The 20,257-nt window shown below is 37.5% G+C and carries 21 protein-coding genes; 7 read left to right on the top strand and 14 right to left on the bottom strand.

Going from position 1 to position 20,257, the window contains the following annotated elements; all coding sequences use genetic code 11:
• Nucleotides 1-45: 45 nt before the first annotated feature.
• From MKY37_RS13420 to MKY37_RS13400, 5 genes are all read right to left on the bottom strand, one after another.
• Nucleotides 46-561 (bottom strand): hypothetical protein, encoded by a 516-nt coding sequence (locus tag MKY37_RS13420; RefSeq protein ID WP_340777876.1) that lies wholly within the window; start codon nt 559-561, stop codon nt 46-48.
• A 354-nt stretch (nt 562-915) separates the two neighbouring features.
• Nucleotides 916-1,866 carry a hypothetical protein gene (locus tag MKY37_RS13415; RefSeq protein WP_340777875.1) on the bottom strand — a complete coding sequence of 317 codons (951 nt, stop codon included), beginning with the start codon at nt 1,864-1,866 and terminating at the stop codon, nt 916-918.
• Nucleotides 1,867-1,959: 93 nt separating this feature from the next.
• Nucleotides 1,960-2,568: a pyroglutamyl-peptidase I gene (gene pcp, locus MKY37_RS13410; RefSeq protein WP_340777873.1), complete on the bottom strand. Its 609-nt coding sequence runs from the start codon at nt 2,566-2,568 to the stop codon at nt 1,960-1,962.
• A gap of 31 nt (nt 2,569-2,599) precedes the next feature.
• Nucleotides 2,600-3,424 (bottom strand): pentapeptide repeat-containing protein, encoded by an 825-nt coding sequence (locus MKY37_RS13405; protein ID WP_340777870.1) that lies wholly within the window; start codon nt 3,422-3,424, stop codon nt 2,600-2,602.
• 166 nt (nt 3,425-3,590) lie between these two features.
• Nucleotides 3,591-3,791 (bottom strand): cold-shock protein, encoded by a 201-nt coding sequence (locus MKY37_RS13400; protein WP_090568674.1) that lies wholly within the window; start codon nt 3,789-3,791, stop codon nt 3,591-3,593.
• A 393-nt stretch (nt 3,792-4,184) separates the two neighbouring features.
• Between MKY37_RS13400 and MKY37_RS13395 the strand changes: the two genes are divergently transcribed.
• Complete coding sequence (locus MKY37_RS13395) at nt 4,185-4,994, top strand: PAS domain S-box protein (RefSeq protein ID WP_340777867.1); 810 nt, start codon at nt 4,185-4,187, stop codon at nt 4,992-4,994.
• A gap of 21 nt (nt 4,995-5,015) precedes the next feature.
• Here MKY37_RS13395 and MKY37_RS13390 read toward each other — a convergent pair whose 3' ends face one another.
• The 6 genes from MKY37_RS13390 to MKY37_RS13365 all read right to left on the bottom strand — a co-directional run bounded on the left by MKY37_RS13390 (nt 5,016) and on the right by MKY37_RS13365 (nt 11,446).
• A complete protein-coding gene (locus tag MKY37_RS13390) occupies nt 5,016-6,542 on the bottom strand; it encodes a tripartite tricarboxylate transporter permease (protein ID WP_340777865.1) in 1,527 nt (508 codons plus the stop codon).
• Between the two features lie 15 nt (nt 6,543-6,557).
• Nucleotides 6,558-7,007: a tripartite tricarboxylate transporter TctB family protein gene (locus MKY37_RS13385; protein WP_340777863.1), complete on the bottom strand. Its 450-nt coding sequence runs from the start codon at nt 7,005-7,007 to the stop codon at nt 6,558-6,560.
• Between the two features lie 50 nt (nt 7,008-7,057).
• The gene (locus MKY37_RS13380; RefSeq protein ID WP_340777861.1) at nt 7,058-8,080 is read right to left on the bottom strand and encodes a tripartite tricarboxylate transporter substrate binding protein; all 1,023 of its coding nucleotides are present in this window, start codon (nt 8,078-8,080) and stop codon (nt 7,058-7,060) included.
• Nucleotides 8,081-8,212: 132 nt separating this feature from the next.
• Complete coding sequence (locus MKY37_RS13375) at nt 8,213-8,905, bottom strand: response regulator (protein ID WP_340777859.1); 693 nt, start codon at nt 8,903-8,905, stop codon at nt 8,213-8,215.
• Nucleotides 8,868-10,499, bottom strand: a complete 1,632-nt coding sequence (locus MKY37_RS13370) for a sensor histidine kinase (RefSeq protein WP_340777857.1) — start codon at nt 10,497-10,499, stop codon at nt 8,868-8,870. The genes MKY37_RS13375 and MKY37_RS13370 overlap by 38 nt, the downstream gene beginning before the upstream one ends.
• A 17-nt stretch (nt 10,500-10,516) precedes the next feature.
• Complete coding sequence (locus MKY37_RS13365; protein WP_340777855.1) at nt 10,517-11,446, bottom strand: AEC family transporter; 930 nt, start codon at nt 11,444-11,446, stop codon at nt 10,517-10,519.
• Between the two features lie 205 nt (nt 11,447-11,651).
• On the opposite strand from MKY37_RS13365, the gene MKY37_RS13360 reads away from it, so the two are divergent.
• The 5 genes from MKY37_RS13360 to MKY37_RS13340 are packed head-to-tail and all read left to right on the top strand — an operon-like array spanning nt 11,652 to nt 14,539.
• Nucleotides 11,652-12,362 (top strand): ABC transporter ATP-binding protein, encoded by a 711-nt coding sequence (locus MKY37_RS13360; protein ID WP_340777854.1) that lies wholly within the window; start codon nt 11,652-11,654, stop codon nt 12,360-12,362.
• An 11-nt stretch (nt 12,363-12,373) separates the two neighbouring features.
• Complete coding sequence (locus MKY37_RS13355) at nt 12,374-13,120, top strand: ABC transporter permease (protein ID WP_340777852.1); 747 nt, start codon at nt 12,374-12,376, stop codon at nt 13,118-13,120.
• A gap of 52 nt (nt 13,121-13,172) precedes the next feature.
• Nucleotides 13,173-13,631, top strand: a complete 459-nt coding sequence (locus tag MKY37_RS13350) for a LytTR family DNA-binding domain-containing protein (RefSeq protein ID WP_340777850.1) — start codon at nt 13,173-13,175, stop codon at nt 13,629-13,631.
• On the top strand, nt 13,628-14,038 hold the full coding sequence (locus tag MKY37_RS13345; RefSeq protein ID WP_340777849.1) for a DUF3021 domain-containing protein: 411 nt from the start codon (nt 13,628-13,630) through the stop codon (nt 14,036-14,038). The genes MKY37_RS13350 and MKY37_RS13345 overlap by 4 nt, the downstream gene beginning before the upstream one ends.
• 57 nt (nt 14,039-14,095) lie before the next feature.
• Complete coding sequence (locus MKY37_RS13340; RefSeq protein ID WP_340779926.1) at nt 14,096-14,539, top strand: small multi-drug export protein; 444 nt, start codon at nt 14,096-14,098, stop codon at nt 14,537-14,539.
• Between the two features lie 717 nt (nt 14,540-15,256).
• Here MKY37_RS13340 and MKY37_RS13335 read toward each other — a convergent pair.
• Together MKY37_RS13335 and MKY37_RS13330 are read right to left on the bottom strand one after the other, a co-directional pair.
• Complete coding sequence (locus MKY37_RS13335; RefSeq protein WP_340777847.1) at nt 15,257-16,417, bottom strand: PstS family phosphate ABC transporter substrate-binding protein; 1,161 nt, start codon at nt 16,415-16,417, stop codon at nt 15,257-15,259.
• Nucleotides 16,418-16,434: 17 nt separating this feature from the next.
• Nucleotides 16,435-16,890, bottom strand: coding sequence for a helix-turn-helix transcriptional regulator (locus MKY37_RS13330; protein ID WP_340777845.1), 456 nt, complete (start codon nt 16,888-16,890; stop codon nt 16,435-16,437).
• A 194-nt stretch (nt 16,891-17,084) separates the two neighbouring features.
• Between MKY37_RS13330 and MKY37_RS13325 the strand changes: the two genes are divergently transcribed.
• Nucleotides 17,085-19,235, top strand: coding sequence for a M28 family peptidase (locus MKY37_RS13325; protein WP_340777842.1), 2,151 nt, complete (start codon nt 17,085-17,087; stop codon nt 19,233-19,235).
• A 58-nt stretch (nt 19,236-19,293) separates the two neighbouring features.
• On the opposite strand, the gene MKY37_RS13320 is transcribed toward MKY37_RS13325, so the two are convergent.
• Nucleotides 19,294-20,253, bottom strand: a complete 960-nt coding sequence (locus tag MKY37_RS13320) for a D-2-hydroxyacid dehydrogenase family protein (RefSeq protein ID WP_340777840.1) — start codon at nt 20,251-20,253, stop codon at nt 19,294-19,296.
• Nucleotides 20,254-20,257: the final 4 nt, after the last annotated feature.

The raw sequence follows: 20,257 nt of genomic DNA, 5'->3' as shown, positions 1-20,257 counted from the left end.
CCTTACTATAAACCATATCTTCGCAGAAAGCTAGTAAAGTGCCTATTATATTTTATTTAAAGTATCTAACGTTTCTAATACATGTTCAAGAAACATCGCAAGATCGCTTATTTGATCTTCATTAATCTTCTTTGTAAACTTAACTTCTATTGCGTTTTTATAGCTAGATAGTTCTGTTCCGAATACAAAACTTAACGTTTGGGTTAACTTTATGTCGTCTTCCCAAATGTTTTTGATTGCTTGTTCGATTTCCTCACATTGTAGATCAGGATTTTGAATATTTTTAATAAATTTCAATGCTAGCGTACAACCTATATTTTTATTTCCTATTTCTAGTATTTCTCCTGCTAAGTCTTCTAGGGATGCGTCTAAAATAATTTCCGCAGTTAAGTCCGACTGGTCAGCTAGAGTAAACTCAATCCTAAAGGTTCTAGCGATAATGGAAAGGTCCATTTGATCGACCCGGTTTTTGATATCCACCTTTCGTTCCATGTTATCTAAATCATACACATGATTTTCGAATGCTACTTTTAAGTTTTCAAAAATAGTTGGATCATACATCGGGTTTCCTCCTGAGACATAATTTACTTAATCTTGTCTTTATACTAGCCGTCGATAAATAAAATTATACGGGCGCATAAAAATACCTAGGTATTCATTTGTCTAATAGACAATTTTATTGTCAAATTATTTCCCGAGAAATAATGACAGATAGCGTCAATTTCCATCATATTATTTGTTGATGGCTGTTTACTATTATAAGGGCAAGAAGTTTATGTTGCTTACTTATAATCTGTCTAGCTCAAACACCTAACTCTTCGAGTCGCTTTGGAGTTAGCGGCAAATTATGTTTTTAAACGAAATGCTCCTAACGCAAGTATTGGCTTGCGTAGGCGCTTGCACTATCACTAATATTTAATGTTCAATAATCTGAGCAATTTCTATTTCTACATTATGTAGATTATCTTGATCTAGTTTGAGTTGCTTTTGTAGTTGATTAGATATGTTAGCTAAATCCCTTAGTGTCTGGTTCAAACGGTCTATCGAATTATTAATTTTGGAATGTGTGGACCATGCAGAAAAGATATCATCGAATACATAATCCGCAAATGTAACAAAGTTATCTCTTCCAACAGATAAGTTATCGGCCTTTATTTGCTGGATATCTAACATTTCAGTATGAAATCTTTGTAAAGAACGCTGGGCCGCATGAATAGCTTCTTCCGATTCGTCGAGCTTACTATGCTTTAAAGATGTGGCGATTAGTCCGCCTCCCAAAAAAGTATCCCAAGTAGAGTAATCCTTTGCACCTTCCAGTAACTTTAGTGCTCTTTTTAAAGCGATTTTAGCTTCATTACCAGCAGTGATAGCTTCTGTTATTTCACGAATACTTGTTGCAAGAAACGTGTTTTGCTCATATAACTTCTCGAGTCGAGATGCCTGTTCCTGATCATTTCCGAAAATCCATTGCTCTTTTTCTTTAATCAGCTTCTCCCAATCTATATCAATAGATTCCCAACTCGCTTGATCTAGTTCCCGTTCATTGGCTACTATATCCTGTTCTAAATCTATTACTGTTTTTTCAATTTCTCTATACTTCGCTTCTACAGCCGCTAATTCTCCTAATTCTTTCTCACGAATTTCATCCTGCTTCCCTGTCCAAGTTCGAACCATTTTCAAGATTGAAAAACCGTCTAGGTTTTCTACATCCTTTTGCTCTTCTTTAAGTCGCGTCCAATACTCTTGCTTCTTATGTAACGCTGTTTGTAATTGCTCTTCCAATGTTTGCTGCTTCCTTTTTACCTTATCCCTCTTATTGATTTCCATCTTTAAAAACGACTGACTTTGTTGTAGTTTTTCCCACATATAAATCCCCTCCTATCTTTTGTACGGATTAGCGAGAATTATGTTTCAATTACAGAAAATAACCTTAAGTTTATTCACTTAATATATCTAAATTTATTGCTTCCCTAGCACTGCTATACAAATTTCTATGCCTCTTTTTAAATCCGCATGGGACCAGCTTGGGATTTTCCCGTGTTGAATAGCTAACTCATGAGATGCTGGTATGTGGATGAATCCGGTGGGCATGTCTAGATTGTTCATCTTGGCATAATGTAAAGCCTCATACATGACGTTATTGCATAAGTATGTACCTGCAGTATTCGAAATAGTAGCAGGAAGACCTTCTTTTATAAGTTCATCCACCATCGAACGTACAGGTAGCGTCGAAAAGTAGCCAGGTTCGCCGTCTAGCTGAATTGTTTCGTCTAATGGCGTATGTCCCTGATTGTCCGCGGCACCATCTTTCACATTGATCGCAATGCGTTCTGGAGTGATTTTATAACGTCCGCCAGCTAATCCTAAGGACATAACTGCATCTGGCTTTATCTCCTCTAGCTGATGAATTAGCTGTGCACCTGACTTTGCGAAGTCGACTGATAGAACTCTGCTTATTACCTCATATTCTCCAATTGTCTTGCCATCTAATTCTTCTACAATTTTCATCGTCGGATTCACTGTGAATGATAGAAATGGTTCAAATCCAGTTAACAGTAGTTTTTTCATCTTTAACCTCTCCAATTCCTATTATGAATTTTTAAATCCAATGCATTGGTCGCATAAGTGTTACTGGCAATTTAGTTTGGTTATCTCCTTTTGCAGAGTTTATCTGAACTTGTGTGAGGAATATTGCCCCTGTCAGATCTGCTCCACTTAGGTTGGCATCTCGAAAGTCCGCCCCGATAAAATCGGCATACCTCATATCAGCTTTTCGGAGATCGGCAGCTATTAGATAAGCGCCTCTAAAATTTACTCCTCTAAGATCTGCTCCTCGTAAATTTGCTCCTAGAAGATCTGCTCTACTACGATCCTTTTTCTTATTACCTATTGAACCTTTATCCTTACGAACTAGTTCACTTGTTTTTACAAGTAATGTGTTCATCCTAGCACGATGCTCTGGAATGTTTAACGCTAATAGTAAATCGGGACTTAGCCTCGTGAGTTTTTCGGTTTCTTCAATTGCAATACTGAGTTCTTTGTGAATTGTAAGAGTTTCCTCCTTTGTACGTGCCTCTGTAAGATACGAAAGAATTTCATGAAGCTCTTGCATAATTGGAAAAACGTCGAACATATCCCTCGCTATTTTTGGATTCTCTCGCCAGCTGACTCCCTTGAAAGTAACTTGAGAAACTTTCTGACCTGCCCCGAAGCATTCAAAAACAGTACACCCTTTATATCCTTGTTGCCTAAGTTCTTTATGTATTCCACAACGGTAGTCTGTTCGAAGATTCGTGCAGGGCGTACCAGCTAGTTTATCAACTGCAAAATCTACCGATGCAGCAAAATGGAGCCCCACGCAGCATAATGCAAAACAATTTTCGCAGTCAGCACGTAGATTATTCTTAGTATTTATAGCGGACAATCGTTACACTTCCTTTATATTCAAAATAAAGATATTAATAGTTTACCAAACAACTTGCTATTCGAGTATTCCTATATCATTATGAAAAAAAGAACATAAAAAAAGAGATACTCTCGAAAGAGTATCTCTTTTTTACAGTATTATCTTTACTTAAAATCCCTAAGAATTAAAGTTTTACGATGTTTACTGCTTGTGGTCCACGTTGACCATCTTCTACGTCAAATTCAACTTTTTGACCTTCGTCAAGAGATTTGAATCCTTCGCCTTGGATTGCTGAGAAATGAGCGAATACGTCGTTTCCACCTTCAACCTCGATAAATCCAAAACCTTTTTCTGCGTTAAACCATTTTACTGTACCTTGTGTCATGTAAAAAACCTCCATTTTGGTGAATAAAAAAATTCACATATTGCAAAAAGTTACCGAAGACTCACGATTACCTTTTGTAATATGTGAATTCATTGTTTCTATCTAAGCAATTTAATTATTATCCTAACTATATAACACATTTTGGGATTTGTCCAATGAAATGATCAATAAATAAAAAACTATTTAAACAGCTAACCTAACAAACTATCCAACTACATAGAATTTATCCTTATAAGAGTGGTATGATGGATAAATAAAATGCTTCACTATTTAGAATGAATAATAAATAATCACATTACATTGTTACAAAATCTGTATATAAATCGTTTAAAAATACAACTTCTATTATTTCATGAAACATGTGATATATAGTTGTTAAGGAGAGTTCTTTATATGAACGAAAGCGTATCTCAAATAGATTACCGTGAGATAATGGAGTATTCACGTGATCCGTTAATCATTCATACTAACCTTAAAATAATTGACGTGAACCATGTAGCGGTAGATTTTTTCAGAGCAACTAAAGATAAAATCATTGGAGCAAGTCCTTTAGATATTTTTCAGGAAGCCTCTAAGTTAGCTATTGAAAAAAGAATAGAATCTGCCTACCAACAACCAGCCAAAGTTATTGAAGAAACAATTTACCGAATGGATGGGACTACTGTAGAAGTTGAACTATATTGTCATCCCGTTCAAATTGGAAAGACAAAAGCAATACAAACGTATGTTAGAGATATTACCGTGCGTAAAGAAAAAGAATTGAAGCAACTTGAAATTATGAAAGAAATTAATGAATTATCAGCTACACTAGTTCCTGTATTAAATGGAATTGCTATATTGCCTTTAATGGGTTCAATCGATGAGGATCGAGCAAAACAACTACTAGATGAAGTACCATTTAAGGTACAAGAACAAGACATTAATATCTTAATCATTGATTTTTCTGGCATGTATACATTAAACAGTGTTGTGACAGATTACCTCTTTAAGATTAATAACGTCCTTTCCTTGCTAGGTGTACGTTCAATTATTACAGGGTTAAGACCACAATTGGCTCTAACGGCTATACAGTTAGATTATAAGCTAGACTCTATTCCTACCAAGTCTACTGTTAAGCAAGCGCTACATTCTTTAGGCATCATTCAAAACCTAACTATGCCTCTGGATATAAAAAATAATAACCAAAAAATGCAGACTCCGTGAACAATGAAGTCTGCATTTCTATTAACCTTCTTCATTGATAACAATTTTCCGCCCTTTAAGCTTTAACAATAGTGGGACTAACAACCAAGCCGTTGCAGCAACGATAAATATTAGCGATAGTGGCTTTGTCACAAATATACTAAAGTCTCCGTTAGAAATCGTTAACGCACGACGCATATTGTTTTCAATCATTGGACCTAATACAAGCGCAAGTACTAAAGGTGCCACTGGGTAGTCATTTTTTGAAAGTAAATAACCTAACAACCCACACCCTAGCAGTAAATAAAGGTCAAACGTTGTATACTGTACCGCATATACTCCGAAAAAGGATATGGCTATAATCATTGGCAATAAATACTTTTTCGGTGTTTCAATAACTTTTGCAAAAACCCGAACTAGTGGCATATTCAACACTAGCAACATTAAATTCCCGATTAACATACTTGCGATAAGTCCCCATGCAACCTCAGGATGCTCATCAAATAATAATGGGCCTGGCTGGATGTTGTACATGATCAGTGCACCCATCAATATCGCTGTCGTTCCTGAACCTGGTATTCCTAGAGTAAGTAACGGAATCATTGCACCACCAGAAGCGGCATTATTCGCGGATTCTGGACCTGCTACCCCAGCAATATGACCTTTCCCAAACATCTCTGGGTTCTTACTAAACTTTTTCTCTGTAGTATAAGAGAAAAACGACGCCAATGTTGCTCCTGCTCCTGGTAAAACTCCTATGAAGAAACCAAGTAACGATCCACGTACGATTGGTACTGTACTGTCTTTCATATCCTGTTTCGTCGGTAATATTCGGTTGATCTTCGCTATACTTCCTGTTTCTTCGTCTTTTTCTAAAATCGTTTTTACAACCTCACCAAGTGCAAATAATCCAACTGCAATTGTTAAAAATTCCAAACCCGAAAATAAAATCGGCTGATCATATGTAAATCGTGCAATTCCTGAAACTGCATCTATTCCGATCGTCCCAAGCATTAGTCCGAAAACCGTCATCATTAATGCTTTTGTCATCGATTTTCCCGCTAGACCACTAACAGCAGCGAGTCCTAATAGCATAAGAGAGAAATACTCCGCTGGTCCAAACTTTATCGCAACATTGGAAAGCGGCTCCGCTAGAAGTATTAATCCGATAAGGGAAATGATACCCGCCACAAATGACCCGATAGCTGAAATAGCAAGTGCCGCTCCCGCTCTCCCCTGCTGAGCCATCTGATATCCGTCTAAAGTCGTCACGACCGAAGATGATTCTCCTGGTGTGTTCAGTAAAATAGAAGTAGTTGACCCACCGTACATGGCTCCGTAATATACTCCTGCTAGTAAAATAATGGAGCTAGCCGCTGCTGCTCCCGTTGGCATTCCAGAAGTCATTGTTGCTGTTACAGGAATTAGTAGTGCAACACCACTCATTGGACCGATTCCTGGTAACACACCGACTGCTGTACCTATAATAACTCCGACTAATGCGAACAGAATATTATGCCACTGAAACGCAACCGCAAAGCCATCCGCTAAAAAATGTAATGTATCCATTGCTTAACCCCTTCCCTAAAACAGTGGAAACCCTGGTAATGATCCTCCCAGAAGCTCCGAAAACATAATATAGACACCGACAGAGAAAATAGTAGAAATAATGATGGAATATATTATTTTACCTCGTTCTACTGTTTGGAACGCAATTAGTAGGAATAGGAACGTAGAAACGACATATCCTATTTTCTCTAACAAAAATGCATACGCAATAGCACTTACAAAAATAATAATAAACTTCTTATACTGTAAACTTTCCTTCACTGTACCTTCTGTTTTAATTTTAAATGTTTCATATAATAAGCGAATACTTAATGCAGACAAAATAATTCCAAGACCCATTGGGAAAATCTTTGGCCCAACCGTCGAACCATATGCACTATCTGAAATTTTTTGGCTTTCCACCAAAAAAAGTATACCGATTAGTAAAAATGCAATTCCAGCAACTGTATCAAATTTCTTATTCAAGCATATTCCTCCTAACAGAAAAGGCGACTGTTATAGCCGCCTACAAACTTTTATTTCTGCATTCCAAGCGCTGTTAATAACTCGACGATTACTTTATCTTGATCTTCTAAATAAGTAGTAAATTCTTCTCCATTACGGTATTCGCTTGCCCAACCGTTTTTCTCAAGCTCTGCTTTCCATTCGTCCGTTTCAACCATTTTAGCGATTTTTTCATTCCAATATTCTTTCGCATCATCGGACATTTCTTTCGGTCCGAAAATACCACGCCATATTGTAAACTCTGCATCGATGCCTGATTCTTTAAAAGTTGGTACTTCAGCAAGCTCTCCTTCTAAACGATCAGCTGAACTAACTGCTAATACACGTACATCTCCTGATTTTACATACGTTGCAATTGTAGAAGCATCTGTTGCAATCACATCCGCATTATTACCCAAAAGCGCGGCTATCGCTTCGCCACCGCCGTCATATGAAACGTATTTTACAGATTTTGGATCAATTCCAGCTTCAAATGCTGGCAAAACCCCTACTAAGTGATCCATTGAACCCGGAGCAGATCCACCTGCTAATGTAACGGAAGTTGGATCCTTTTTAATAGCATTAAGTACATCTTCTAACGATTGGAAATCTGAATCATTTTTAACTACAATTGCTCCGTAGTCACGAGTTAGCTGTGCAAGCGGTGTTGTATCCTTATAACCATAAGGACTGTTTCCTTCAGCCTTATTGTTGTTTATCAGTATAGGTGGAGATTTCACCATTAGCATATAGTCGTTCTTTACTTCTTTTGTAGCAAATTCCGCCATATATACTGCTCCACCGCCACCTGGTTTGTTTTCTACGGTAATAGCTTTGTCCACTAGCTTTGTATCATTCATAATTTTGGCAACTGAGCGGGCTGTTAAATCCCATCCTCCACCAGCACCCGAAGGAGCAACAATTGTAATATTGTTTTTTGGATAATCTGAACTACCAGACGATGCACCATCACTATCACTTGATGAACAAGCAGCTAACCCTAATGCCAAAGTTGCCGCAAAAGCAACCGATGTGATTTTCTTCCACATTTTCATAATCCCCCTTATACCAAATGTTTTGATAGCGTTTTCATACGCCTGTATATAATTTATCAAAACATTCTCTATATTCGATGCTTTTGGTAATAAGTTAGATAATGATTTTAAAGTGCATTTTGTTCATAAAGTTCACGATGATATGATGAAATATCTCCGTTCCGGTCTGCCAACGGTTCCATATATTAATTCCGCATAAACAATTTTTTCAGATGCTAGATATTCTAAGTAGCGTCTCGCCGTAGAGCGACTTACCCCCACTGCTCCTCCAAGAGATTCAGCGGTGATTCCATTTTCTATTTTTTTTATATAGTCTACTACCTTTTCCTTTGTTAATGGATCTATTCCTTTAGGAGGTGTTATGTCTGAAAATATCGGGGAAGACATCGTGTTATTCCATAAGGACTTGATCAAATTTTCCTCGACACTTCCCTCTGCCGCTAATATTTCCCTTTTAGATTTATATCCGAGGAGACTTTCCTTAAACTTTTCAAAAGTTAACGGCTTTAAAATATAGTCTGCAACCCCACTTCGAAATGCTTTTTTTACAATTTCTGATTCTGCAGCTGCTGTTATAAAGATAATATCTGTCTCTGGACTATGTGATTGAATGATTGCTAATAAATCTGTACCAAGCGCATCTGGTAAATAAACATCCAAAAGTATTAAATCTGGTTTGTAGGATAGAATCCAATCCTTTGCTTCTTCTGCCGTGTTCGCTGTGCCAATTACTTGAAAACCATCCAACCTTTCTATAAATCGTCGGTGTATATCCGAAATTCTTTTATCATCTTCTATGATTAATATTTCGATTTCCTTTGTCATATAAGTACCCCCCTTTTGGTATCGAAACGATAAACAACGCTCCACCCAAATCACCTGTTTCTAATGCAATAACTCCTCCTAAATCATTTACATTTTCGTTAACCTTCATCAATCCATATCCTCGATCATCTTCGCTTTTAGTCGAAACTTTCTCCAATAACAATTTTTCGAACAAATTATCTGCAATTCCCTTACCAGAGTCTTCCACTTCTATTAGTATTTCTTCGTCTGTCTCCACTATTAATATGCGAACAATTCGCTGCTCCTCCGGAAAGCTTTCAATTGCTTCAAATGCATTCGTTACTAAGTTTCCTATTATCGAAACCAATAAATTTTTTTGAAGATGTTTTGGTAATCTATCTAAATTGCTATCTTCATCTAAAATAAACCGTATCTTCAATTCCTTTGCACGATTGAAAAAACCAATTACAATTCCTCCAAGAAAAGGATCCTGCAAGCGTTTCGTCATAAATTGTATAAGTGATTGATGCTCCGCAGTTTCTATATGAATCATATCTAGTGCCTCATCGTATGACTGCAATTGGATAAGCCCTGAAATCGTATATAATGAGTTGTTATATTCATGTGTTTGAGCACGCAGCGCCTCTGTATATTGCTTCACTTGCGACAATTCCTCTGCCAAGCGATCAAAATCTGACTGTAAGCGAAAGCTAGACACTGCTCCGACAATTTTATCTCCTACTCGTATTGGAATTCGGTTGACTATCGCTTTTTTACCTCGTATCTCCATAGGACGGTCTAACTGACCCTCTCCCGATTCCATTACCTGCAGCAGGCTTGTATTCGGAATAACTTCCCTTATGCTGCGACCAATTAACTCAGTACGGGTAGGTAGTGATAATATCTCATATGCCGCATTATTTACCATTCTAATAATCCCATTAGCATCTACTGTTATAATTGCTTCCCGGACGGACTCTATCAATGCATTCCGCTCGGTAAAAAGATTCGCTATCTCCGACGGCTCCAAGTCAAACAATTCTTTTTTAATATTGCGTGCCAATATACTCGACCCGATAATACCTAGTAAAATAGCAATTAGTACGATATAAACAATGTTATTTATGTACATGGCAAAGATTGAAGCAATATTATCCTTTAAAAAACCGACCGAAATGATCCCAATAATTTGTCCGTTTTCGTCAATAACAGGTGCCTTTCCTCGTAAAGCTTTTCCTAAAGTACCGGTCGCTTCGGAAACATATGATTCACCATAAATAAGTGCTTGTTCGTTATCATCACCTACCATTTTTTGACCTATTCTTTCTTCTATTGGATGTGCATAGCGAATCCCGTCTTCATTTCCGATTACTACATACTCTGCACCTGTTCTCTCCTGAATGACAGAGGCTATCGGCTGAAGTATTTCTGATGGATTTTCTGTTTGAAATCCCGCCAAAATATCGGGACGCTCTGCAGTTGTTTTCGCAATACTAAGTGCCCGTTCGCCCACCTGCTGCTCCACCGCATGTGAAATGATAAAGTAAAAGGAAATCCCGATAACAATTGCAACAAGCGATACAAATACTGCACCAAATAAAAAAATACGTGATTGTAACGACCTCTTTTTCATGCTTACCACTCTCTTCTCTATCCCCATAAAATAGTTGAAATATAAATCACAATAGTTACCGTTATACAGCTCATAATTGTAGAAAACAATACAATTTGCGCTGCCAAGTTTGCCTCTACATCGTACTCTAGCGCTAGTGTAGAGCTATTGCGGGATGTTGGAAATGCACTTGCGATAAACAATGACTGAGCTACTACCCCGTCAAAACCCATTAGTAGGATTAATCCAAAAGCTAATGTAGGTCCAATTATTAATCGACCAACAGTGCTAGTGAAAATGACCTTGTTAAATATTGTTTTTAACTCTAACTGCGCCAGCTGAGCACCTAATACAATAAGTGCTATTGATATAAAAGCATTCGCTAAGTATTCAATCGGAATTCTAAATGTAATAGGAAGCCCAATATTCCAAAAGTTCATTATTGCACCAATGATTAAGGCATGAACAATCGGCAGACGTAGTAAGCTGCGAAGTATGTCCAAACCAGTTTTAGTTGAGGAGATTAAATTATATAAACCATATGTATAGGTAATAATATTTTGGAATATAACGATGATTATTTGAATCGATGTACCAAGTGGATTTGCCACAAACAGCATTTGACTAACTGGGATCCCGTAATTTCCGGAGTTTATCAAAACAATACTATTATTAAAGATTGCTGCTTGGTTTCTATTAAGCTTTAATAATTTACTAAATAACCAACTAATCATCATAAGGCAAATACTAAAAATAAGTAAATAAACGATAATACTAGTTAGGACTTTCACATCTACTTGGGTCTCATAAATATTAATAAATACCGCTGCCGGCATTAAGCAGTATGTGATTAGATTAGATAACGCTTTTAAGTTAAAACGGAACTTGAGTTGTAGGATTGCTCCAATCACAAGCATTATTAGAATCGGTCCAACAACTTGAAAAAATACCATACTTAAATAAACCACTTTACTCACTCCTGTCCAAATTACTCCGAACCATATTATCGCACTCTTTAAAATTTTCCGCTATATCCTTTTTCTGCCCCCTGCAACTGACCTCCCTTTTTCTGCAGGTTGCTCTTCCATTCATACATCTCACCTTGAAACAGCAGACCGTGAACATATTATTGACATACACTTGGTGTACAAAGAAGTTACTGGAGGAATCTACATGAATATAGTGGAAGTGCATAATTTGGAAAAGGCTTATGGCTCGAATCAGGTTTTAAAAGGGGTGAACTTTCAAGCACGGGCTGGAGAAATAATCGGAGTGATTGGAAAGAATGGAGCGGGGAAATCTACATTTTTGGAAATTTTAATGACTATCAAAGAATATGATCAAGGTCATGTAGTTTTATTTCAAAAAGATATTCAAAAAAATAATTTAGACGGAATTCGAAAACAAATCTCGGTCGTTCTACAGCCCACTCAATTTTATAAAACGCTAAAAGTAGAAGAGCTTTTGAAATTGTTCAAAGCCTATTATCAATCCAATGTAGAGATTCATCAGATTATAACAGACTTCCAATTAGAACCACATCGAAAGAAATATTTTGACAAGCTATCAGGAGGATGGAAGCAAATTGTAAGTTTAGCGATTGCCTTTTTATCTAATCCAAAGTTGCTGATTTTGGATGAACCAACTACTGGGTTAGATCCACATATGCGTAATATGCTCTGGACGTATATAACGGACTACAACACTCGAACTGGTGGAACAGTCATTTTGACAACTCATAATATGGAAGAAATTGAAATGTATTGCGACAAAGTCATGCTTATCAATAATGGTATTAACGAAGTATTTGACACGACCGCTGGAATTCTTGCTTCTGGCTTCCCGTCTGTCCATGAGTTTTATCTTCAGAAAGTAACGATATAGGAGGAAATCATATGCTATTGACACAATTGAAATATGACTTACTGATGTTTTCAAGGGAATTATTTTACTTAGTATTCACAATCGTCGTTCCACCAGTTACGTATTTATTCATGGGGCAATTATTTGGAGAACAAACGTATGCAGGTAATTTAAATTATGCCGAAACATATACACCATCCTTTATATTGGTTATTACGTTTACGGTTGTGTTTTTCGCCTTTGGGTTTGATCAAGTAATGCAGCGCACAACAGGGGTAGAGAAACGAATTAGCATTTCTCCTGTTTCTAAAAATATGCTGCTCCTTTCTAGTATTATTCGCGCCATTATTATGACTAGCTTTGGATTTGTGCTCATTTCTGTTATCGGCTTTCTTATGTATGATTTACAACTTAGAATTTGGAGTGTCCTGTTGTCATACGGTTTTTTCATCCTGTTGAATACGGTTATGCTCATACTTGCTTCAGCTATTTACTCTTTTTTTCAACGTATGAACAGTGCATTGGTGTTTTCTATAGTTATTTTTCAGGTCGTTATTTTCACTGGCGGCTTAGCTATGCCTATACAACTAATGCCAAACTTTATACAGCTAATCGCAGACTTTAATCCTCTGTACCATATGAACAACCTTTTCATCACAATTTGGAACGGACAGTTTTCGTTGGACTCACAGTCACTTCTCTCTGTTGGATACTTAGCTGTACTTGTAATGGTAGCGTTGATTTGCCTACGTATTCAAAATAAACGAAAAATAGGATAGCCGCCCCTCAGCTAAACGATTACACTTAACCTAAAGAGGGGTGTGAATTTAGTTGAAGGTTTTACTAGATATTGATCGTGATTATAAAGAAACAAAGGTAGTTATAGAGACTCCTATATTAGATGATTCTGTGCAAGAGGTGCTGGACTTTATAAAGGGGAGAGAAACAGAATTTTTAGTCGGAAAAGTGGATGAGATGCAACATATACTAAAGCCTCAAGATATCCACTTTTTTCATACCGAAAATGATTCTGTTTTAGCGGTCAACGCAAACGGTTCCTATAAATTGAAGGAAAAACTATATGAGCTTGAGGATATTCTGCCCTCCAACAAGTTTATACGACTTTCTAAATCAGTCATTGCCAATTTACATGAATTAAGTAGGTTTGAGGCCTCCTTCAACGGAACATTATGTGTGTATTTTAAATCGGGTGTAAAAGAATATGTATCCCGTACTTATGTTAGCGCCATTAAAGAGGCGTTGAAAATGAACAGGAGGAAAAACGGATGAAAACCTTCCTATTTAGAAGTATGATTGGGATTTTCTTTGGAGCTTTTATCGCAGTTTTATTGACCAATTCGGTTGTCTTATTTAGTGAGAAAGATACGCTAGATGGGGCACTATTTCTAAAAAATTCGCTAGGATCTGTCTTTTGTGGATGGTTCTTTACTGTAAGTCCTTTATATTTCGAAAATAAAAAGCTCCTATTATGGCAGCAAACAATTCTCCATTTTGTGACGGTTGTTGTACTCTACTTTTTACTTGCCTTTGGGATAGGCTGGGTGCCTTTTAACCTTTCTAGTTTTTTACTAGCGATGGGATTATTCCTAGTAGTCTATTTGGCTTTTTGGATTTGCTTCTATGTATATTTTAAACAGCAAGTAAAAAAATTGAACGATGAGCTAGAGCTGTTATAAAAGTGAAACTTTTCCCACACATACATCGTAACTAAAGGGACGGAAGGAAGTGTATGTATCGTGGATTATTTCTTAGTATTTTTGGGAGCAGCCATTCCTTGGCTCGAATTAGCACTAGTCATTCCACTTGGGATTATTTCAGGGATGAATCCTGTAGCAGTGATCATCGTCGGTTTTGTAGGAAATATGGTGACGGTGCTTGCCCTTATTATCGGCTACGACAAATTTAAACTATGGCTTGCCAAACGAAATGAAGGAAAAGAGAAAAAAGTATCGAAGAGAAGTGAGCGTGCAAAAGAGCTTTGGAACAAATACGGTCTACCTGGTATGTTATTACTTGGACCCATTCTAATCGGTACTCATATTGCTGCATTTATAGGAATGACGCTTGGTGCATCTAAAGTAAAAACCATGTTATGGTCGACAATTAGTATTGGTGCTTGGGCTATTATATTTGGTGTAGCAACTTCCCTTGGATTTAACTTATTTGTACGTGAGTAGATATAGTAAGAAAAAAGCAAGCGTAGTTAAGTGAACAAATCTTTTTCTTACTGTTTCCGGAGTGCTTCGGACTGTCATTACTACATCATTAACGTGGGATATTGAGGCTGGGACAGAACTCCAAAACAGTATTTTTCTCTGTGAGAAAAATGCTGTTTTTTTGCTGTGCACAAAATTGATTTCCATTCCAGGGACGCTTTCCACGGGCGTGGCCTGAGCCCACCCCCCTTCATTACGTAATAGTATCCCTAATTCAACAGATGGTTTTTATATTAACTTTGACCACTATTATCATCTAAACGACAAGCTGGCTATGCTAAATCTTATTGCCCTCGTACTACACTATATTGATTGTTGTGAAAGGTGGCGACCCGGTGGGATGAGTGAGACAGATGAGACGTCACATTGATGCGTAAGCGACAGTGATGGCTCATCGTTTCCCAGCGGAAAGCGTCCACCTGTAACGGAAATCAGCAGTATTGTATAACAATGTGACCTAGCTTTTTCTATTCTTTTATCCCGCATTAACGGGCAGTATACTCCCACTTCAAGGCTTTACCAGAGTAACAAAGCATATGTTGGAGATAACTGCCCGTAAAAGCCCGAATGGTTCTGGCCAAAGGACGTTGGTCACTCAGGCATTGCCGCACGACGCGGCGCTTTTTGCCTGAGTTCATTTCGATCAGTGGAGGAAGAAGCCCCCCACTGATTGAAGTTTCACTTTATTGGTACATAGCCTACTTTTTCCACAAGTGCCTGCCCTTGTTCCGATAATATCCACTCGATTAATGGTTCCACGTTTGGATTGTCCGTTCCAGCGGTCACAATATACAATTCAGATGTTATAGGATAGATATCTGCTTGAATATTTTCTTTCGTCGGTGCTACTCCATTTATATCTAATAACTTGATCTGATCATTGCCGACCATTTCTGTGGAATAAAAGCGGAATGTAAAACCAATTGCATTTTTATAATTTCTATATTGAGATACCTCATTTATAATTCCTCCCATTCCTGTAACGATATCCTCTGAAGGTGGCTTCATAAGTGGCATTCCCTTCATAAGTGATTGAAGCGCAGATTGGGACCCACTGTCTTCCGGTCGTTGGAAAGCACGAATTGAATCATCTTTGCCCCCAAGCTGCTCCCAATTGGTCACTTTCCCCATATATACATCCGTAATTTGATCTACTGTAAGATTATCAATTGGATTTTTTTGATTGACGAAAAAGACAAATGCTTCTCGACCAATAGGTGTCATTTTAAGCTTTAATCCTTTTTGCTCTGCGGTTTTCTTTTGGGATACCGAAGGAGCAGCAGCGAAAATCATATCAACCTTTCCACTAAAGAGATTCTCATATGCATATGGTGTAGTACTTACCATTACTTCACTGTCGTAAAATGGATACGATTTTTCTGGATATGTTGCTTCTACAATTGCTGCGTATAACGGATAAAGCGCAGTTGCACCATCCAATTTTGGTAAGTCATCTGTGAGATGAAGCGTAGCTTTCTCGTTTAACGTGGTGACATTTCCAAATTTTGAAAAGGGTTCATACTGTCCTATATCCACTTCAGCATCTACTGTTGGTATTAATTGAGTATACACATCTTTTAATGGGGCAATCGCACTGATTAGTATTGCAGCTCCTGCGATACTTCCAAAAATAATTTTCCGCTGCTTCGTTTGAAAAAAATGAAATATATTAAACACAAACAATATATATAGCACGACTCCACAAGTTATAAGTAGTGCAATATAATCTATTTTGCCCATTATAAGTACGAAAAACAAACCAATGAATACAAAGAACACTATTCCAATTAAGGCAAAAATAGAAAGTATTACTCCCGCAATTTTCGACTCTACTTTCATCCCAATTCCCCCTTTTGTTATTCTGTTTTGAATAGTTCATTTAGACGAATATTTGTTTCATCTTCATCAAACGAACTAAACCAACGATAATTTTTGTCATCTAAAATACGGTAATGCTGGCTAATGACATTTTGTTGCATTCGGAAATTCCCCTTTGAATTTATTTCCTTCCACCACACACGACCGCCCATCGATTTATCCTTTGGACGATTAATGCCGTCATGTGCAATTGTTTCGATTACTTCCAATGGCTCATCCCCTAACACAGACTGCAATATTTCACTATCATGAAACAACGCACATACAGCGATTACAATTGTCCAACCTGCTTGTACTCTTTCTTTCTCTATTTGGACGAGCGTTTTCTTCGAGATTCCCATAATGCTTGCCATTTTATCCTGTGAATAGCCCTTTTCAAGTCGGATCATTCGAATCCTCAAAGAAATAAGCTGAATTACATATTCTTTGTCCATACTCTGCCCCTTTAAAATGAACTTTCAATCTATTAAGTGTAATTTTACACTAAATGTGTAAAGTATACAATTCATTTAGTGTTTTTTCTTTTATTAATAGGGAATGAATAATAATGAAAAATAATCTTGTAATTATTTATGTTTTATCGTTTAATATTCTAGTTGTTAAAAAAATTTGTAAAGGAATGTGATAAATGAACAAGTTTATAGGAGGATTAGCATTTTCCATGTTAATCGGTATGACATTGGGGGCCTGTGCACCTAAAGAGTCGACAGATGTAAAAGAAGAGGTTGTGCCTGAAAAAGATTTAGTGGATGTGAATGAAGATTACTTATCAGCCGTTGATGTCGATTATGCTTTTGATTTCACGAAGAGCCTAGAGGAATTTAAAACAAATGATAAACTTGGTTATCGGACTGCTGGATCAGAGGCAGAGCTAAAAACTGGGGAAAAAATTGCGGATGAAATGAAGAAAATTGGACTTACTGAAGTGACCAAGGACGAGTTCACCTTAGACACATGGGAATTTGAAAAGGCTGACCTAACTTTCGTAGATGAAAACGGCAAGGAGCATTTGGCCGTTTTAGGGGCTTACCAAGTAAATTTCGATACGAATGGTGCGAAGGATCTTGAAATTGTATACGGCGGTAAAGGGACTGCTGATGATTTAGCAAATCTTGACGTCGAAGGTAAGCTAGTTTTAATTGATATAAATCAACGTGAGGAATGGTGGATTAACTATCCTGCCTACCAAGCACATTTAAAAGGAGCTGCTGCAGTAATTGCAGTTCAGGAAGCTGGATATGCGGAAGTAGATGAAGATGCGCTTAATGCCCAGGACGTTTGCGGACCAGATGATGCTCCTGCATTTTCTATGTCTCAAACCGATGCAAATCAACTGAAGAAAGCTTTAGAATCTAGTGAGAGTGGTACGATGACTGTAAAATTCGATGCTAAATCTACTGTTAAAATGGATGGAAAGTCTTATAACTATTACGGAAAAATTATCGGCAAAGATCCTGAATCATATATTATTTTATCTGCTCACTACGATTCTTACTTCACAGGATTCCAGGATGACCATGCAGCCATCGGGTTAATGATGGGTGTTGCTAAAGGGTTAGTAGACAGTGGTTATCAACCAGAAAAAACGATTATTTTCAACGCACTTGCTGCTGAGGAATGGGGAGTTTCTAATTCTCGCTATGACTGGTCAACCGGAGCGTATAACCAAATATTCAATATTCACCCTGAATGGATTGGAAAAGCTTTTGCTAATATGAACTTCGAGCTTCCAGCCTATGAGCATACAACTCAAGATGAAATTCGTTCTGTTTACGAATTGAATAATTATTTAACGGAGTTTGCAAAAACTGTACCAAGTGTAGATGGCGTCTATAAAGATGGTATTTCTGTCGTTTCCCCACTACGTACATGGTCAGACGATTTTTCATTCGGAATTGCTGGTGTTCCAGCTCTTCGAAATGATTTCCAGGACAGTGATTTTATGCGCACTCATTATCATTCACAATTTGATAACGAGGACACATATAATGCGGAAGCATTCAAATTCCATTTGAATCTATATGGATTACTTTCGATGCATTACGATCAAACAGCAGTCGTTCCACTGGACTTCACAACACGTTTGACGGAAATGAAAAAAGTAATTGACACTGAGGTTTTTGGACAAGCTGAAGTTTCTTCCGAACAATTAGTTGCAGAGATTGACAAAGCAATTGCCCTTGCAGAAGAAGTAAATGCAAAGGTTGCTAAAGTAAATGACGATTATTTCGCTGCACTAACTGAGGAAGATCCAGAAGCTGCACAGAAATTATATGATGAAAGCCGTGAATTGAATAGCGGTCTACTCGCTGCATTCAAACATGCTGAAGACCAATTTGTTCGCTTAACATGGGAGGATGCACAAATATTCCCACACGAGCATGCTCAAAACAATATTAATAATCTTGCACTAGCTATTGATGCTTTAGAGAAAGGTGATATAACTACTGCGATTGATGAATACCTATGGGCTATCGACAACAATTGGTATGCATATGACTTTGATAAAGAAGTATTCGATTATTTCACGGACTATGTACTAGAGGCTCCTAAGGAAAAACTTATGTGGGGAGAAGGCAGAATTGTTGGCCATGAAAACTTATTCGATCCTATCAACTCATTGATCGAAAAAAGTGAACAAGAAGATGCCGATGTATCCGGTGAACTAGCAACACTGAATGAAGCACTTGAAAGACAAAAAGCATTACTGAAAACAACTACAGATGAAGAAACAAAAGCTGTACAAGAGCTTGGTAAACAACTAGAAGCATTAAAGTAATTATGAAAAGGCTATTCTTCGAGTCGTGAACTCGGATAGCCTTTCTTTTTTCTATATATTAAATTAAGGAACGAATCACTCTTCCATCCAAGTACGCTTGAATATCTTCTATTGCCTCTTGGTAATACGTAGTGTAGTTTCTTTCTGTTACATACCCTAAATGTGGAGTGGCTAATACATTTGGCATTGTTCGGTATGGATGGTCCTTAGGGAGTGGCTCGATATCGTACACATCTAATCCTGCTCCGGCAATCCAGTTTTCATCAAGCGCTCTTATGAGAGCCTGTTGGTCAACTATTGCCGATCGGGATGTATTAACCAAATAAGCGGAGCTTTTCATACGTTGTAAGTCCTTCTCACTAATAAGTCCCCTAGTTCTGTCGCTTAATACTAGATGAATAGAGATGTAATCACTTGTCTCTAACAACTCTTCTTTCGATTTCGCCAATCTGACATCTAGCTTATCTGTCTGCTCTTTTGTTAAGTTTTGACTCCACGCGATGACATCCATTCCAAAGGCTTTCGCAATAGTTGCCATTCGACTACCTATTTTACCTAGCCCAAGAATACCTAAACGCTTTCCATATAAATCTGTCCCAACTGTGCTCTGCCATAATCCATTGCTACGAAATTTAGCGTTTTCTTTCACAATATGACGTGCCAAGTTTAGTATTAAAGCCCACGTTAACTCTGTTGGTGGTTCAGAAGAACTCGCTGTTCCGCAAACAGCAACTCCATGCTCAGATGCAGCCACAAGGTCAATCGATGCATTCCTCATTCCAGAAGTAATCAGTAATTTAAGCTTTGGTAACTTTTCAAAAAGTGTTGCTCCAAAAGGTGTACGCTCTCGCATAACAATTACTATCTCCGCATCACGAATGGATTCTACTAGTTCATTTTCATCATAAAAGTGCTGAGAAAACGATACAATTTCGACCTTCTCTATAATAGTTGACCAGTCTGTAATTTTTAAGGCAACTTGCTGATAATCATCTAGAATAGCACAGCGTATCCTCATACTA

Source organism: Psychrobacillus sp. FSL K6-2836 (assembly GCF_038003085.1).
Classification (GTDB): Bacteria; Bacillota; Bacilli; order Bacillales_A; family Planococcaceae; genus Psychrobacillus.
The sequence above is the reverse complement of the archived record's forward strand: the minus strand, read 5'-3'. Positions and strand labels throughout refer to the sequence as shown.